Origin of the sequence: Kitasatospora sp. MMS16-BH015, from assembly GCF_002943525.1 — a bacterium.
GTDB lineage: Bacteria > Actinomycetota > Actinomycetes > Streptomycetales > Streptomycetaceae > Kitasatospora.
The window spans coordinates 8,197,031-8,211,725 of sequence record NZ_CP025394.1 but is presented as its reverse complement, the minus strand read 5'-3'; the positions used below and the strand labels follow the sequence as shown (position 1 = coordinate 8,211,725).

The 14,695-nt window shown below is 72.5% G+C and carries 11 protein-coding genes and 1 pseudogene; 5 read left to right on the top strand and 7 right to left on the bottom strand.

Going from position 1 to position 14,695, the window contains the following annotated elements; translation table 11 throughout:
- Positions 1–5 precede the first annotated feature (5 nt).
- Positions 6–1,328 (top strand): MFS transporter, encoded by a 1,323-nt coding sequence (locus tag CFP65_RS39470; RefSeq protein ID WP_158702527.1) that lies wholly within the window; start codon positions 6–8, stop codon positions 1,326–1,328.
- A 124-nt stretch (positions 1,329–1,452) separates the two neighbouring features.
- Here the strand turns inward: CFP65_RS39470 and CFP65_RS35305 are convergent, their stop codons facing one another.
- The 5 genes from CFP65_RS35305 to CFP65_RS35280 all read right to left on the bottom strand — a co-directional run bounded on the left by CFP65_RS35305 (position 1,453) and on the right by CFP65_RS35280 (position 7,540).
- On the bottom strand, positions 1,453–1,836 hold the full coding sequence (locus tag CFP65_RS35305) for a PRC-barrel domain-containing protein (RefSeq protein WP_104819992.1): 384 nt from the start codon (positions 1,834–1,836) through the stop codon (positions 1,453–1,455).
- A 1,183-nt stretch (positions 1,837–3,019) separates the two neighbouring features.
- Positions 3,020–4,018: an NAD-dependent epimerase/dehydratase family protein gene (locus CFP65_RS35295; protein ID WP_104819990.1), complete on the bottom strand. Its 999-nt coding sequence runs from the start codon at positions 4,016–4,018 to the stop codon at positions 3,020–3,022.
- Positions 4,015–5,667, bottom strand: a complete 1,653-nt coding sequence (locus CFP65_RS35290; RefSeq protein WP_158702526.1) for a fatty acid CoA ligase family protein — start codon at positions 5,665–5,667, stop codon at positions 4,015–4,017. Before CFP65_RS35290 ends, CFP65_RS35295 begins: the two co-directional genes overlap by 4 nt.
- The gene (locus CFP65_RS35285; RefSeq protein WP_104819988.1) at positions 5,664–6,671 is read right to left on the bottom strand and encodes a 3-oxoacyl-ACP synthase III family protein; all 1,008 of its coding nucleotides are present in this window, start codon (positions 6,669–6,671) and stop codon (positions 5,664–5,666) included. Before CFP65_RS35285 ends, CFP65_RS35290 begins: the two co-directional genes overlap by 4 nt.
- The gene (locus tag CFP65_RS35280) at positions 6,668–7,540 is read right to left on the bottom strand and encodes an alpha/beta fold hydrolase (protein ID WP_217368217.1); all 873 of its coding nucleotides are present in this window, start codon (positions 7,538–7,540) and stop codon (positions 6,668–6,670) included. The genes CFP65_RS35285 and CFP65_RS35280 overlap by 4 nt, the downstream gene beginning before the upstream one ends.
- Before the next feature lie 467 nt (positions 7,541–8,007).
- Here CFP65_RS35280 and CFP65_RS35275 point away from each other — a divergent pair, with 467 nt between their 5' ends.
- From CFP65_RS35275 to CFP65_RS35265, 3 genes and pseudogenes are all read left to right on the top strand, one after another.
- Positions 8,008–8,283, top strand: a complete 276-nt coding sequence (locus CFP65_RS35275) for an acyl carrier protein (protein WP_104819986.1) — start codon at positions 8,008–8,010, stop codon at positions 8,281–8,283.
- Between the two features lie 30 nt (positions 8,284–8,313).
- A pseudogene (locus tag CFP65_RS35270) lies at positions 8,314–9,602 on the top strand (beta-ketoacyl synthase).
- Between the two features lie 318 nt (positions 9,603–9,920).
- The gene (locus CFP65_RS35265) at positions 9,921–10,526 is read left to right on the top strand and encodes an HhH-GPD-type base excision DNA repair protein (protein WP_217368216.1); all 606 of its coding nucleotides are present in this window, start codon (positions 9,921–9,923) and stop codon (positions 10,524–10,526) included.
- A 601-nt stretch (positions 10,527–11,127) separates the two neighbouring features.
- Here CFP65_RS35265 and CFP65_RS35260 read toward each other — a convergent pair.
- Positions 11,128–11,421 carry a hypothetical protein gene (locus CFP65_RS35260; protein ID WP_104819985.1) on the bottom strand — a complete coding sequence of 98 codons (294 nt, stop codon included), beginning with the start codon at positions 11,419–11,421 and terminating at the stop codon, positions 11,128–11,130.
- Between the two features lie 588 nt (positions 11,422–12,009).
- On the opposite strand from CFP65_RS35260, the gene CFP65_RS35255 reads away from it, so the two are divergent.
- Positions 12,010–12,426 carry a GNAT family N-acetyltransferase gene (locus tag CFP65_RS35255; protein ID WP_104819984.1) on the top strand — a complete coding sequence of 139 codons (417 nt, stop codon included), beginning with the start codon at positions 12,010–12,012 and terminating at the stop codon, positions 12,424–12,426.
- A 349-nt stretch (positions 12,427–12,775) separates the two neighbouring features.
- Here CFP65_RS35255 and CFP65_RS35250 read toward each other — a convergent pair whose 3' ends face one another.
- Positions 12,776–14,017: a hypothetical protein gene (locus tag CFP65_RS35250; protein ID WP_158702525.1), complete on the bottom strand. Its 1,242-nt coding sequence runs from the start codon at positions 14,015–14,017 to the stop codon at positions 12,776–12,778.
- Positions 14,018–14,695: the final 678 nt, after the last annotated feature.

The following is a 14,695-nucleotide window of genomic DNA, read 5'->3' as shown; positions in this document are numbered from 1 at the left end:
GATTCATGACTCCAGACACGGTCTCTTCCGCGCCGAGTCCTCCCCTCCTCGGGGCCCGCGCCGCCTACGCGCCCTTCGCCGCTTTCGCTGCGTTCGGGATCTTCTGGGGCGCCTGGGGAGCTGCCCTGCCCGCGCTGCGCACCGAGGCCGGGGTCAGCGAGGGCCGGCTGGGTGTCGCCCTTCTCTTCGTCGGACTGGGGGCGATGCCGTCGATGGCCTTCACCGGCCGCGCGGTGGACCGCTTCGGGCTCCGCGTGGTGGCATGGCTGCTGGCGGCCCTCGCCGGCGCGGGCCTTCTCATCACTGCCTGCGCCGACGGGGCGGTGCTGCTGGTCATCGGGATGCTCGTGGTCGGCGCCACCTCCGGGTCTGCGGACGTGGCCATCAACACCCTGGCCGGGCGCGCCGAGCACGCCACCGCCAAGCCTCTTCTCACACGTTCCCACGGGCTGTTCTCCCTGGGCGTGGTCATCGCCAGTCTGTCCACCGGAGCGCTGCTGGGTGCGGGGCTGTCACTGCTGGCGGCCTTCGCCATGGTCGCCGCGGTGATGCTCGCCTTGGCAGCGGCAGTGCAGCTGACCGGCACGTCGCTGCAGATTCCAGCTCGCCAGCAGGAGGCTGGTGCCCACATGGATGCTCGCGGAGCCGCCCGTGAGGAGCAGAGGGCACCGGCAGACTCCCGCGCGGCCGCGCCGCGCGGCGCCCGGGTCTCGGCGGGACCGCCGCGCCGGATCAGCCCAACCTCGCCGCTGCTGGTCGTCGGGCTGGTCGCTGCCCTCGCCTACGCCATCGAGAACGCCGACCAGAGCTGGGGAGCGGTGATGCTCACCGACGTCTTCACCGCCTCACCCCAGTCGGCGGCCGCGGCGCCGGCGACCTTCGCCGCCACCGCCGCGCTCGCGCGCCTGAGCCTGGCGCCGCTCTCACGCAGCCACCCCACCCCGATGCTGCTCGGTGGAGGCACCCTGGCCACCGCAGGCAGCACGGCGCTGGCCACCGCCCCCTCGATCGCGGTGGCCCTGGTCGGACTGGTGCTGACCGCCCTGGGTAGCGCGACGCTGTTCCCCACGTTGCTCAGCCGCAGCCTGGGCGGCACCGACCCCGCTCAGTACGGCCGGGCCACCTCCAAGGTCGCCACGACCGCTTACCTGGGCTTCGTGCTTGGCCCGGCCTACGTGGGCTTGCTGGCTGACAGCAGCGGCCTTCGCGGCGCACTGGTCGGCGTGGCTGCACTCGGCGTGGTGTTCACCTTGGCAGCAGCGCCGATCAGCGCCTGGGTAGCAGGCCCCGGGAGCTCAACGGGCAGCAGCCTTCGCCCGCCGGACTGAGCCGGCAGAGGTGCATCGGTGGAGGGCTCGGAGAAGGCGGGCATCGAGAGCCCGCAGCGGTCAGTCATGGCCACCGGGCTCGCAGCCCTCACGGGTCGGAAGGCGCGCGCGGCGAGGGCGCCGGTCAGTAGCCGGTTCGGCTATCGCTGTAGTAGCTGCCGACCCGCTGGTGGTAGTCGGCGTCACCGGTGTGCTTGTCCTTGTCGAACTCCGGGGAGTTCTTGATCTCTTCCTTGGTGCGGCTGACGTGGATGGTCTCGTTGGCAGTGTCGATCGAGGCGACGGTGCCGGCGGGAAGCAGGACGTGCTTGCCGAAGATCCACGGGCCGGTGTCCACCACGATGTAGCGGGCGTCCACGTCTTCGGAGTGCTTGTCGACCTTGCCGATGTGCCCGTCGCTGGCTTCGACCTTGTAACCCGTCAGGTCCGCACCGGCCCAATGACCGGAGTTCTCCTGGTACTCCCACATGATGTTCTCCACGGAATCACCCTTCGTAGAACCGGACATGGCTTTCTCCTGACCCGGTTCGGCGGTCCTATGCACGGACGACGTGAGCGTCTTTGCACACGGTCGTGCTGGGAGCGGTCGGGACGGGCGTTCCGGCGGCGTAGGCCATCAGGTTCGTGTGGACTACCGGTGCAGCCTCGCCGGGTCGAAGTCGAGGAGGAACGGGTCGGTGACTGCGGTGGTCTCGCCCACCTGGACGAGACGGTCGACGTAGAAGGCCACGAAGATGTCTGCGCGCTCAGGGTGGTGCCGGCCTCGGCGGCGGCTGCCGCGTCGGCGACGACCAGGTCCGGGATGAGCAACCCGTCGGGGACGACGATGTTGACCGCCTCCAACACCTCGAACCGCGCGCCGGCTGTGGTGACGGCCGCGTCCAAAGCTCGCCCGCCTCAAGTACAACCAGCCGATCTGCAACGACTGCGACTGACCCGCACCGACACCGGGTCAGACGGCAGTGGCCAGCGTGGCGTCGCAGGGACGGCAAACCCAGAGGGCAGCGGGGCGGTCGAGCCGTTGGGGTTGCGGGCGGGCCGGCGGGAGTGAACCCGGGGGGAGCGGGCCGGGACGGGCTGCCCCCCAGGGGCCCTCGTGGTCGTTCACGGTGCTTCCCCGTGGTGGTGATCGTCTCGCTTCTCTAGCACCTCACACCACCGACACCGCCCGGCCACCCCCACCCCCGCCTCTCCGCCGCGCGAGGGCAACAGGGGCAGAGCGGACCTGGAGCGGCTCAGGGCCCGTCGGCCCCAGAGCGAACCCGAGACCGTACCGCTCCATCCAGCCGCCAACCACCAGCACCAAACAAGCTCGGGTCAGGGAAGGAAAAGGGTTGCCGGCAAAGCTCGGTCAGCCCGATCCTCGGTCTGACCCGGGGAGAAGTCGAAACTCCGGCGAGGAGATCCCCCTGGGGGCAGCACCAGGAGACAGTCCCGGGGAGACACCCGGGGGCATCGGGGTGGATTCGCCCCCAGGCGCACCCGGGCGGCCCGTCAGGAGCCCGACGACGTAGCTGGGCCTTGTGCCAGGCCGACCGCCGGTGTCCAGGCCATGGGGGTCCCGGACGGTGCGCGGCCCCGGTGGGAGCCGCTCGTTGGGGGCCGTCCACTGCGGACAGCCCGCCTCATCGCTGTGGATCTTTACTTCGGTGCCGCCAGGCCCATGGTCCGCCCAGGGCGGTGTCCGGGGCTCACGCCGCCGGTGGTCCGTGGGCGAAGGTGCGGGCAAGGTGTTCGAGGCCGGCGGCGGTGGTCACCTCGGGGCGGTAGCCGAGGTCGCGGCGGGCTGCCGTGATGTCGAACCAGTGGCTGGCGGCGAGTTCGGCGGCGAGGAAGCGGGTGAGCGGGGGTGCGCCCCGGAGTCGGCCGAGCCTCCAGAGCTGTTCGGCCGCCGACGCGATCGGCATGGCCGTTCGCAGGGGCAGGTGGCGGATCCTGACGGGCCTTCCGGTGGTGGCGAGGAGGGCGCGGGCCATGTCGGCGAGGGGGACGGGTTCGTCCTGGGTGATGAAGTAGGCGTTGCCCGCGGCGGGTGAGCCGGGGGTGAGGCGGTCCAGCGCGTCGAGGTGGGCGCGGGCCGCGTTGTCGATGTGGAGGGTGTCGACCGTGCTGGTGCCGTCGCCGACGAGGGTGAGTGTGCCTCGCCGGGCGGAGTGCAGCAGCCGGGGCAGGAAGTGCGGGTCGCCGGGGCCCCAGACGAGGTGCACGCGCAGGGCGACGGTCGCCAACGCGGGGCAGTTGGCGGCCAGGACGGCGCGTTCGGCGAGGGCCTTGGACCAGGGGTAGGCGGCGAGGTGGCGGGCGGGGTAGGGGGTGCTCTCGTCCGCGCCGGTGAGGTCGGTGGCGCCGAAGACCACACTGGCGGTGGAGGTGTGCACGAGCCGTGGGACGTGGTGGCGCAGGCAGGCGGCGATGACGTGGTCGGTGCCCCGGACGTTGGTGTCGTGGAATGCGCTGCGGGAGCCCCAGATCGCGGCGAGCGCGGCGGTGTGGACGACCGCGTCGCAGCCCTGGACGGCGCTGTCGAGGGCGCCGGGGTCGGTGATGTCACCGGGGCGTTGGTCGACGGTGGCGGGGAGGGTGGGTGAGGGGCGGCGGGAGAGGCTGCGGACCTGGTGGCCGGCGGCGAGGAGCCGGTGGCAGATGGCGGTGCCCAGGAAGCCGCTGCCGCCGGTGACGAGCACCTTCATCGTTCTCCTCCCGGTGGCCGGTGGTTCCGTGCGGGAAGTCGGCGGCCAGCCCAGGCGGCGAGCCGGTCCCGGTCGATCTTGCTGTTGTGGCGGATGTCGACGGGGAGCCGGGGATGGATGAGGACTTGGCGGACGAGCGGGCCGCCGGCCAGCTGGTCGAGCCCGGTCCGGACGGCCGCGAGCAGGCCTGCGGGGTCGGCACGGGCGTCGTCCGGTTGCACGCACAGGACGGCTTCCTGGCGGCCGGGCGGGCCGAGGCCGACGAGGGCGGAGCGGCGGACGCCGGGCAGGCGGTCGCAGTGGGGTTCGATGTGCTCGGTGTACAGGGCTCCGGCGGCCGTGGTGACGGTGTGGGCCTTGCGGCCGCAGTACCAGAGCCCGCCGTCCTCGTCGATCCAGCCCAGGTCGCCGGTGCGGTGGATGGTGGATCCGTCGTGGCGGATCTTGGCGGCGGTGATGGCCTCCGGCCGGCCGTAGTAGGTGCGGCTGACGTGCTCGCCGCAGACGGTGATCTCGCCGACGGTGCGCGCCGGCAGCGCGAGCGCCTCGTTCCACTCCGCGGTGGGGGGAAGGTCGACAGGTACGATCCGGACCCGGACCGGGTCGATCGGCGTTCCGATGAGGCGGCCGGGCAGGGCCGGGTCGCCGGCCGCACGCCGCCGGAGGTCGGATCGTTCGGCGATGGCGGCCGGTAGGCATTCGGTGGCGCCGTAGACGCTGCGGATCCGGGCGTCGGCCGGGAGGCAGCGGTCGAGGAGAGTGAGCAGTCCGCTGGGCAGCGGGGCGCCGAAGCTGGCCACGTCGGTGACGGTGCGCAGGGTGATCCCGCGCCGGGTGCAGTGCCGGGCGAGAACGGTGAGCAGCGCGGGGGCGCCGAAGAGGACGCTGGCGCCGGTCCGGGTGATCGCCGCGTGGAGGCGGGCTGGGTCGGCGGCGGCCGGGCGGCGGGGGTCGAAGGGCGGTATGACGGCGTGGGCGCCCAGCGCCGGGAGGTAGAGAGTGAAGGGGAGGAAGGCGCAGAGCGCCGCGGTGCTCTGCCGGATGCCGAAGGCCGTGGCGACCTGGCGGCTCTGCAGGACCAGCTGCCGGCCGGTGTACACCACCCCTTTGGGGATGCCGGTGGAACCGGAGGTGAAGGCGATCAGCGCCGGTGCCTGGTCCGCGCACGCCGCTGGGGCGGGGCGGGGCGCGGCGGCGCGCAGGCTCGTGACGGTCTCCCAGGGGCCGAGCCGGGACTGACTGGTGCTGACCTTGATCCGGATGCTGGCGCTGGCCCAGCGCAGCACACGCTGAGCCAGGTGTGCCGCGGGTTCGCCGACCAGGGCGTGGGGGGCGGTCTCGTCGAGGCAGCGGCGCACCGCCCGGCGGTCGAGTCCGGGGTCGATCAGGACGGTGACGGCGCCGAGGGTGAGGAGGGCGTAGAAGGTGACGACGAACTCACGCGCGCCCCTGGTCATCAGGACGGTTCTGGTACCGACGGTGATCCCGGCGGCGGCCAGGGCGTTGGCGGTGGCGGTGACCTCGGCCGCGACCTGGGCGAAGTTCAGGGTGTCGGCGCGGGTGGCGCGGAGGTGGGTGAGGGCGGGGGCGTGCGGGGTGGTGGTGGCGTGCCGGTGCAGGAGGTCCGGCAGTGTGGGGGCGGGGTTCACCACTGGAGGATCACCAGGCCCAGGCTCAGGCCGCTGGCCGCGCCGAGCAGGGCGATGCGGTCGCCACGGGCGAGGCGTCCGGCGTCGCGTGCGCGGACGAGTTGGAGGGGCAGGGATGCGGCGCCGACGTTGCCGTGGTGGGGGAAGGTGCTGATGGTGCGGTCCACGGGGATGCCGAAGCGCTCGCACAGGGTCCGCAGGAACGCGACCGAGGGCTGGTGCACGCAGGCGAGAGCGAGGTCGCGCGCCGGGTCCAGGGCGAGGTCGGCGAAGAGGGCGCGGGTCCGTGCGATGGGGACGGTGGCCGCGGACGCCAGTGCCTCGGAGTCGACCCGGGCCTCGGGGGCAGGTGCGTCGTGGTGGCCGGCGTAGGCGTTGTGGACGAGTGCGGCCGGCCAGCCCTCGGAGGCGCACGCGAAGCGGCTGCCGAGGATGCCCGGCTGTGGGGAGGCTTCCAGGAGCATGGCGGCGCCCATGTCGCCGCAGGTGAAGGTGGCGAGGCCGAGGAGGAGGTCGGCCCGGTCGTGGATGCGCCGGCGGGTGAAGCGGGAGAGGACCTCGCCGGTGGCGATCAGCACCCGCCGGTAGGTGCCGGTGGCGATCAGCGCTTCGGCGATCTGCATTGCGCTGATGACGGCGTTGCAGGCGTTCTTCACGTCGAACACCGCGCAGCGTGCGCCGAGCGCCGCGGCCACGATGTGTCCGGTGGCGGGTTCCTCCACGTCCCCGGTCACGGCGGCGTAGATGATCAGGTCGACGTTGTGCGCGGCGCATCCGGTGCGTTGGAGGAGATCGCGGGCGGCTTGGGCGGCGAGGTGGGAGGGGTAGGTGTCCGGTGGGGCGACGGTGCGTTCCTCCAGGCCGTAGAGCCGTTCCAGGAGGGTGTCGGGGACTTCGGTGTCGCCCGCGGCAGCCCGGATCATGGTGTCGAGTTCGGCGGTGGTCTGGCGCTGGGTGGGGACGTGGACGGCCACGTCCCGGACGCGGGTGTGGATCTTTGTCACGGTTTCCTTCCGGTGGGGCCGGGGGCAGGCGGGTTGGCGGTGAGGAACGTCCGGATGGCGGGGACGAGCCGCTCGTGGGCGTCTTCGAGGACGTAGTGGCCGGCGTCGGGGTAGTGCTCGATGTGCGCGTGCGGCAGGCGGCGCTGCCACTCGCGGGCGATGGCGGGGGTGAAGACGGGGTCCTGGTCGCCCCAGCCGATGAAGGTCGGCAGGTGCCGCAGGTGCTCGGTCTCCTCGGCGGCGGCGGATGAGACCAGGGGCCAGGAGGGGTCCTGGCGGGAGAGGGGGATGTCCTGGACGAAGCGCACGATCGCTTCGCGGTTGCGCAGCGCCCGGTAAGGGGCGGTGAAGGCGGTGCGGACGGACCGGGGCATCGGCTGGACGGTGCCGAGGCGGACCGAGGCCCGGACGAAGGCGTTGGCGCGGTGGGCGGCGGCAGCCACCAGCGGGGAGCGGCGGATCAGGTCGACCACCGGGGGCAGTCGGTAGCCGGGGGGCCAGGGGAAGGCGGCGGTGTTGAGCAGGACCAGGCGGGCGACTCGTCCGGGGTGGCGTCGTGCCCAGGCCATGCCGATGGCTCCGCCCCAGTCGTGGGCCACGAGGGTCCAGCCGTCCTTCGGCGCGTCCTTGTCCCCTACCAGGTGGTCCATCAGGTCTTCGAGGTCGGCCAGCCGCCGCAGGGCGGTGTAGGGGTAGGCGCTCGACCGCGGCCGGTCGGACCAGCCCATGCCGATGTGGTCCGGGGCGATGCAGCGGTGGTCGGCGCGCAGGTCCGCCACCAGGCGGCGCCAGAGGTAGCTCCACGAGGGGTTCCCGTGCAGCAGCAGGACCGGGGCTCCCCGTCCCTCGTCGAGATAATGCTGTCGCATTCCCAGCTCGCCGTGCCAATGGGAAGCGAAGGGGAAATCGCATGGTGTTGGCATTCGGCCCATGGCGGACCTCCGATATCGGTCGGAAAGCCGAAGAGAAAAGGGGCAAAGGCAGCCATGCCGCCCTTGCGGCCGACACACTCCGAGGGCACGTGCCGCAGTGGCTCGTCAGGAAGCCCGGGAATCAGCAGGTCAGCGAGTCGCCCCCATCCCGTTCTACGCGGAATGCACGTACGTGTCAATGCCCGGCCATACCCAAGGGATGTCCATATTGAATATTGTCGGACCATTCTTCATGATAATGCGGAAAGTTTTCCACCGGCCATTGTTCGGAGCTTTCCGGGCGTGCTACTAATCGATGGCAATGCTCCGGTCGCCGCCGATTCCCGCTGTGCGGAGGCACGGCACGACACGGACAGCCGGCGTCCGCCGGCACGCTCGCCGTTCCCAGGACCTGAGGTGCCCCCATGCAGACGAAGCAGCAGATCTTCGAGGAACTGGCCGCCCTGATCGACCGCACGGTGGAGGAGGTGGACCTCTCCTCCATCCGCCCGGACTGCACGTTCAAGGACGACCTGGACATCGACTCGATCGCGAAACTGGAAATCCTCGTCGCCATCGAGGAGCGCTGGAAGATCAAGATCCCCGAGGAGGACGGGGCACGCCTGACCACCGTCCAGCAGGCCATCGACTACCTGGCCGCGGCCACCGGCGACGGTGCTGACGCCGGCGCCACCGGCTGACGCCGGCCGGCACGGAGCACGGAACCCGCCGTGACCTCGCCTCGAACAGTCGTCATCACCGGCCTGGGAGCCACCACGTCTCTCGGCGGCGACCTGCCGACCACCTGGACGGCTCTGCTGGAGGGCCGCTCCGGCATCCGCCACAGCGACCTCGGCACCCCGGGCGGACAGCCGCTCCCCGTCCGCCTCGCCGCCCCGGTGGCAGCCGACCCGGCCACCCGGCTGTCTCCCGCCCAGCTCGCGCGCAACGACCGCTCGTCCCAGCTCGCGCTCATCGCCACCCAGGAGGCCTGGCGCGACGCGGGCCTCCCCGCACCGGGGAGCGCCGGAGCGTCCCCTCCGCCCGAACGCGTCGCCGCCGTACTCGGCGTCGGGATCGGGAGCGTCCTCAGCCTCACCGCCCACTACGACGCCCTGCTGGACAAGGGCCACGACGGCGTCCCGCCCCGATCGATCCCGATGATCCTCCCCAACCACGCGGCAGCGCAGGTGGGCCTGTTCCTCCGGGCCCGCTCGCGCGTCCAGGTCCTCTCCAGCGCCTGCGCGTCCGGCGCGGAGGCGCTGGCCCACGGTCTCACCCTGATCCGCACCGGCATGGCGGACGTCGTCCTGGCCGGCGGGACCGAGGCGGCGATCCACCCCTGATCGTCGCCGGCTTCGTACGGATGGGCGCGCTGTCCCGCCGCAACGACGAGCCGGACCGTGCCTGCCGTCCCTTCGACCTCGAACGCGATGGCTTCGTCATGGCCGAAGGCGCCGCCATGGCCGTCCTGGAGTCCGCCGAGCACGCCACGATGCGCGGTGCGCGGGCGTACTGCGAGCTCGCCGGCGCCGGGATCACCAACGACAGCCACCACATCGCCCAACCCGACCCGCGGTCCACCGGCGCGGCCGCCGCCATCACCGCCGCCCTCGCCGACTCCGCCATCCGCCCGAGCGGCCTCGGCCTGGTCAAGGCCCACGCGACCTCGACCCCGCTCGGAGACCGCGCCGAGGCACAGGCTCTCATCCGGGCCCTCGGGGCTCACGCCGCCGAGATCCCCGTCTTCGCCCCCAAGGCCGGCCTCGGGCACGCGCTCGGCGCGGCCGGATCGATCGAGACCGCCGTCACCGCACTGGCACTCCACCACCGCCTGGTGCCGCCGACCCGCAACCTCGACCACCCCGACCCGATGATCGGCCTCGACGTCGTCACCGGCTCACCCCGCCCGCTGCCACCACGCCCCACGGCCGCACTCTGCAACAGCTTCGGCTTCGGCGGCCACAATGTGGCCCTGGTCCTGCGGACCCTCCCCGGCCCACCCGGCTCGGCGACCTGACCCACCTCTTACGGCCAGTTCACCCGCAGCGACAAGAACCCGGATCCGCGAAGTCGACCACGACCGAGACGGGCCGGCCCGCCGAGACGGCCGCCGACGCGCCGGTGGTGCCGGACCCGGCGATGCGGCCGCTGCGGACAGCTCTGGAGGCGCTCGCCGTCCCGGCCGCCGCCACGTCGCCGGAGGTGGCCTCGGCCGGTAGCCACTCCGGTCCCACCCGGAGTGGCCTCGGTGCTCCGGCGGCGCGTCGATGATGTCTGGATTGTCCGGTACCAGTCACACTGGTCGCTGTCCGACCGGTAGTGACGAGGAGGGCCCGTGCTGGCGTTGCTGAATGCCCCTGTCTCCCCCCGGCCAGCGGCCGGGGCCCGCCGGGTGCCCCGCACCGGGACGCTGGCCGTGCTCGTCAGTGTGCTTCTCGACGAACACGTGCCGATCGGGGCCGCACTGGCCGCACCGCACTCCATCGCCCGGCGCATGGGCACGGCACGGCTGGACACCCGTACGATCGCCGACCACGACATCACCGAACTCGCGGCCCTGTTCACCGCGGCACCCGCCGTGCACTGCCACGGCGCCATCATGGCCAAGCGGGTCCAGAACCTCTGCAAAGCTCTGGTGGCCAACTACGGCGGCGAACCCGAAGCGCTGTGGCGCACGGCAGGCACCGGCGCGGACCTCCTGCGCCGGCTCATGTTCCTGCCCGGCTTCGGCCGCCAGAAGTCGCAGATGTGCGTCGCGGTGCTCGGCAAGCGGTTCGGCGTCGAGCCCGACGGCTGGCGGGAGGCGGCCGGCGCCTACGGAACGGAGGGCACGCACCTGTCGCTCGCGGACGTCACCGGCCCCGCCGCGCTGAAGCGCATCGACGCCCACCGGCAACTCGCGCGACTGACCACCGGGAAGACCACCCCCGCGCCGCGCTGACAGGAACCGCGCGGCACGTCAACCGTCGTACGGGGTGGGGACGGCCCGTGCGGTAGAAGAGAACCGCCCCGCCGCCGTCCGGATGCTCTCCGCCCCCACGACACCGAACACACCATCCCCGGTCCGACGGGGAACACGGAGCCGCCAGAACCCGTGGAGCCGGCTCCGACGGCGAAGAGCAGGTGGTGATGACGTACGTCGCGCTCGATACCCGGCAATCCCACCGGGTGAAGCTCACACCAGGTCAGCCCGTGTAGACCGCCGAGCACGGGGCGGGATGGGCGCAACGGGCCCGACGAGGGGCCGTACGGGGCGGTGCGTTGCCCGGCGGTCGGCTGCCGGGCCCTGGGAAAGCGCTGGGAGGCCGTCGCCTGCGGGCGGCGCCTTGTGTCCTCGGGTGTCTGTGTGCGGTGCTGGTGCTGGCGCTAGCCGCCGGTGACTGCGGCCGAATGGGTGAAGAACGGGAGCATGGGCAGTCCGCGCTGACAGGTGGGCCGAAGAAGCGGTGTGCGCACCCGTCACCTCAGGGGTTGGTGCGCGCGGGCGGGGCTCCTTCGCACGGGGCCCCGCCACCGTCAGCTGTTCGCTGGTGCGGTGGCTGTCAGAGGATGATCAGGCCGAGCCCGAGCAGTCCGCCGCCGTAGTAGCGGTACGGGCCGTAGCCGAGGTGGCCGTGCTCCTGGTAGCCGTTGGACCAGCCGTCGCTGGTGTAGGAGTACATCTCGCTCTCGCTGTAGCTCACGTCCCCGGCGGTAGCCGTGACCTGGTGGCTGTACTCCTCGGTGACGCCGCCCCGGTCGATCGGGGCGGCGAAGGCCGCACCGGCCGCGGGGACGGCGAGGATCCCGGCCGCGAGCGCGGCGCCGGCGAGGGCACGGGCAACAAGCTTGCTCATCGTCGAGCTCACTTTCTGTCGTGGGCGGGGGGTTCCGCCCTCTCCCGTCACGCTAGACAGCCCGCTCCGGGTACCGCCCGGCGGATGGGCCAGGTGGCCGCATACCCGGTCCGGGAGCCGCCCGAGGGGTCAAGAGGGCACCTCCGGGCCATGGCGGAGCGGGTGCGGCCGGAAGGTTTCGGTGCCCCGGGGCCGGCCGGCGCCGCGGCCTGGTGGCCGCCGTGGTCGGGCGGGCAGTCGTCACCGGTGCCGGCCGGGGCCTGGTACCGGAGGAACAGGTTGGTCGGGACCCAGTCACGAGCCCGACGGCGCAGCGGCGGCGTCTGCCTTGTGCCGGGCCGACCGCCGGTGCCCGGGCCATGGGGGCTGCCGGACGGTGCGCAGTCCCGGTGGGAGTCACCCTCTCCGCTCAAGGAGCAAGTCCGGGCAGAGGCGGCGGTAGCGCTGCCCGCCTCGGGCGGCCGACGGGGCGGCGCAGCGGTGGCCAGAGCGGTGGTGTTCCGAAGGCCGTGGCGCTGGATTCGGCGTCGGGATCACTCCGCGAAAAAATGGCCGACCTCCAAGGCCGGTGCGTGTCAGGATCCTTGGATGGAGATCCGTCGTGCCACTCAGGTTGAGGCGGTCAACGCTGCCGGACACCTCTTCGACACCGCCCCAGGGCGGGAGGCCACCGAGCGGTTCCTGGCGGACGAGGGCCATCACCTCCTGATCGCCTACCTGGAGGGCATCCCGGCGGGGATGGTCACCGGCGTCGAGATGACCCATCCGGACAAGGGAACCGAGATGTTCCTGTACGAGCTGGGCGTGGACGAGTCGTTCCGTGAACGTGGCATCGGCCGGGCCCTGGTGTCGGCGCTCGCGGCCCTGTCACGTGAACGGGGCTGCTACGGCGTGTGGACGATCACGGACGAGGAGAACGCGGCGGCACTGGCGACGTACCGCCGCGCCGGCGGCGTCCCGGAACCGGGACAGGTGGTACTCACCTGGACATTCGATCAGCTGTAGAGGGACGCAAGGATCCCTCGAACGGCCGTACGTGATCTGGGTCATGGCGGTACGTACGACGGCACCACGTGGGCGGATGCCGAGAACCGCACGTCAGGCGGGTCCTCCCAAGGCCGGTTCGTCCTCGAAGCCGGTTCGGCCCCGGCCGCGCACGCGGCGACGAGCGGCGCGCTGGTGTGCGTCTACATCCCGGACGGGAACGATGTCCAGGCCCCCGGAACGGTGGGTGTCGACCAGGATCCCGCCACCGAGGTCGACGCCGTCGGCCCGACCGCCTTCTCGGTGGAGTTCCCGGTCGAGGTCGGCATCGACAACTGCGGCTGGCCACACCGCTCACACCGCACCGGTATCACCGGCGGCGAAGGCCGGACGGAGCGCTGGGCTCGGCGTGCTCGAGATCACCCTCACCGCATGAAGCCGCGATCCCCCCACCCTGGGGGAAGACCCGGCCCGCCGGTTCGAACAGGCCTTGAACGGTCCCCTCGGCGACGGGCCGTGAACAGTCCTCCGCCCGCCGTCGAGGACGCTGGCGGGCCGCTGTGAGGAGCACGGCGGTGCCGAGGAGGAGCACGGCGACCATGACCGAGGAGATGACGAGCAGTGGCGAGAGGTTCCCGGTGCGGTCGGGGTGGGCTGCGTGCGGGTGCGGAGTACTCGGCGGCACTGGTCGGCGGTCTGCGGCCGGGGTGGCCGTCGGCTGCGGAGGCAGGTCAGGGGCAACGAGGGTCGCGCTGAAACGGCACGCCACAACCGGGTGTTGTGCAGTGATGTCGACAATGACGGGTGCATCTTCGATGGGTTGGTCGGAACCGTCGCAGACGACATGGGTGGGGCTCCAGGTGCCCGTGGCGACGGCGCCGTGCCGCTGGGTGATGGCGTACTGCCCCAGGGGCAGATCGGTGACCACCGGAGCGACTGCCGGGAGGCCGGCTCTGCTGGTGGTCGCGGTGGTGGTCCGAGTCCGGGCCGCCTCGGCGGAGCCCACGGGCCGCACGGTGAAGGTGACCTCGCCGATCCCGCCGAACGTCGTCGTGCTGAGGTCGATGTGGGGAGCTGGGGTCCAGGCGTTGGTGATCACGCAGTCCACCCGGGCCGCTGCGGTGAGACCGACCGTGAAGGAGGCGCCGACCTTCTCGGTGACGGCCATGGGTGCGGGCACGCCGTTGCACAGGGCGCCGGTCGCGGCCCAGGTGCCGGTGCCGTCGGGCGCGGGGAAGTACTCGGTCAGGGTGGAGAAGCCGGTCGGGCCGTTGCCGAAGGTGCCGATGGGGCCCGGAGTGCCCTGCTGAGTGGTGGTCAACGCCCCGAGCCCCACGGTCTGCCCGTCCGGTTGGGTGAGGATCGTGGTGAAGGGGCCGCCGGTTCCCCCCAGGGTCTGCCCGGAGACGGTGAGCTGGTCGGTGGTGGTCGGCCCGCCGGGGCCGTCGACGCACGGGCCGGCTGCGGCGGGAACGGCTGCGGCGGCCTCCGGCCCGCATGACCGCGCCGCCAGGGTGTTCGGGGGAGGCGTGTCGGCATGGGCGGGGAGCGTACCGCTGAGCAGCAGTGCGGCGGCGATCCCGACTCCTGAGGCCATGGTTGCGAGTCCCATGAGGGCGACCGTATGGAATCCGGACTGATCGTAAGGGCTGCGACATGCCGCCGTCGGAGTGGCCTCACTCCTACGGCATCCCGGCGGGCCGCCTGGGCGGCTCGACGGTCATAGGGCACCAGGGTGGCCGATTCCTGGCCGCGAAGCCTGCGCCGGGTCCTGACCGTCAGCAGGCCGTCGGCCGCCACGGCCGAGCCGGCCGGCAGGAAGGAGCTGACGAGCGGTACGGACGCACCGGTGCGAGCCAGCTCGGGCCCCGAGCCCGACGCCGCACGCTCGGGGAGAAGGGACGGCTTCGGAGCCGGCGGGTTCGGCACCTGCACCGGTGCAGGTGGGGTCGGTGCGGGCGGGGTCGGCGGCGCCGGCGGCACCCCCCTTCAGCAGCATGGTCTCCGGGCTCTTCTGCACGACCCGCGCCGGATCGCACAGTTGCGACCGGACCGCTGCGAGATCTCCAGGCGACGTCCGCCGAGCGCAGCACGCGCGGTCGGTCGACCGGGTACGCCCGCCCCGGTGTCCGCTGCGGATGTCCCGGTCGGAGTGCGGTGCGCGGCGGCCGCCGGGTCCGGGGCGGCCGAGGAGCGCACGGTGACGGCTGCCAGGGTCAACGCCGCCGGCAGCGGGAGCGACCCCGAGCCTTCGTTCCCCCGGCCCACCCTGCATGCGCCAGGACCCGCA

Bases quoted from the DNA above. Each gene is read 5' to 3' on its own strand.
- CFP65_RS39470 (WP_158702527.1), top strand. From the start codon at position 6: ATGACTCCAGACACGGTCTCTTCCGCGCCGAGTCCTCCCCTCCTCGGG.
- CFP65_RS35305 (WP_104819992.1), bottom strand. From the start codon at position 1,836: ATGTCCGGTTCTACGAAGGGTGATTCCGTGGAGAACATCATGTGGGAG.
- CFP65_RS35295 (WP_104819990.1), bottom strand. From the start codon at position 4,018: ATGAAGGTGCTCGTCACCGGCGGCAGCGGCTTCCTGGGCACCGCCATC.
- CFP65_RS35280 (WP_217368217.1), bottom strand. From the start codon at position 7,540: ATGCGACAGCATTATCTCGACGAGGGACGGGGAGCCCCGGTCCTGCTG.
- CFP65_RS35275 (WP_104819986.1), top strand. From the start codon at position 8,008: ATGCAGACGAAGCAGCAGATCTTCGAGGAACTGGCCGCCCTGATCGAC.
- CFP65_RS35260 (WP_104819985.1), bottom strand. From the start codon at position 11,421: ATGAGCAAGCTTGTTGCCCGTGCCCTCGCCGGCGCCGCGCTCGCGGCC.
- CFP65_RS35255 (WP_104819984.1), top strand. From the start codon at position 12,010: ATGGAGATCCGTCGTGCCACTCAGGTTGAGGCGGTCAACGCTGCCGGA.
- CFP65_RS35250 (WP_158702525.1), bottom strand. From the start codon at position 14,017: ATGGGACTCGCAACCATGGCCTCAGGAGTCGGGATCGCCGCCGCACTG.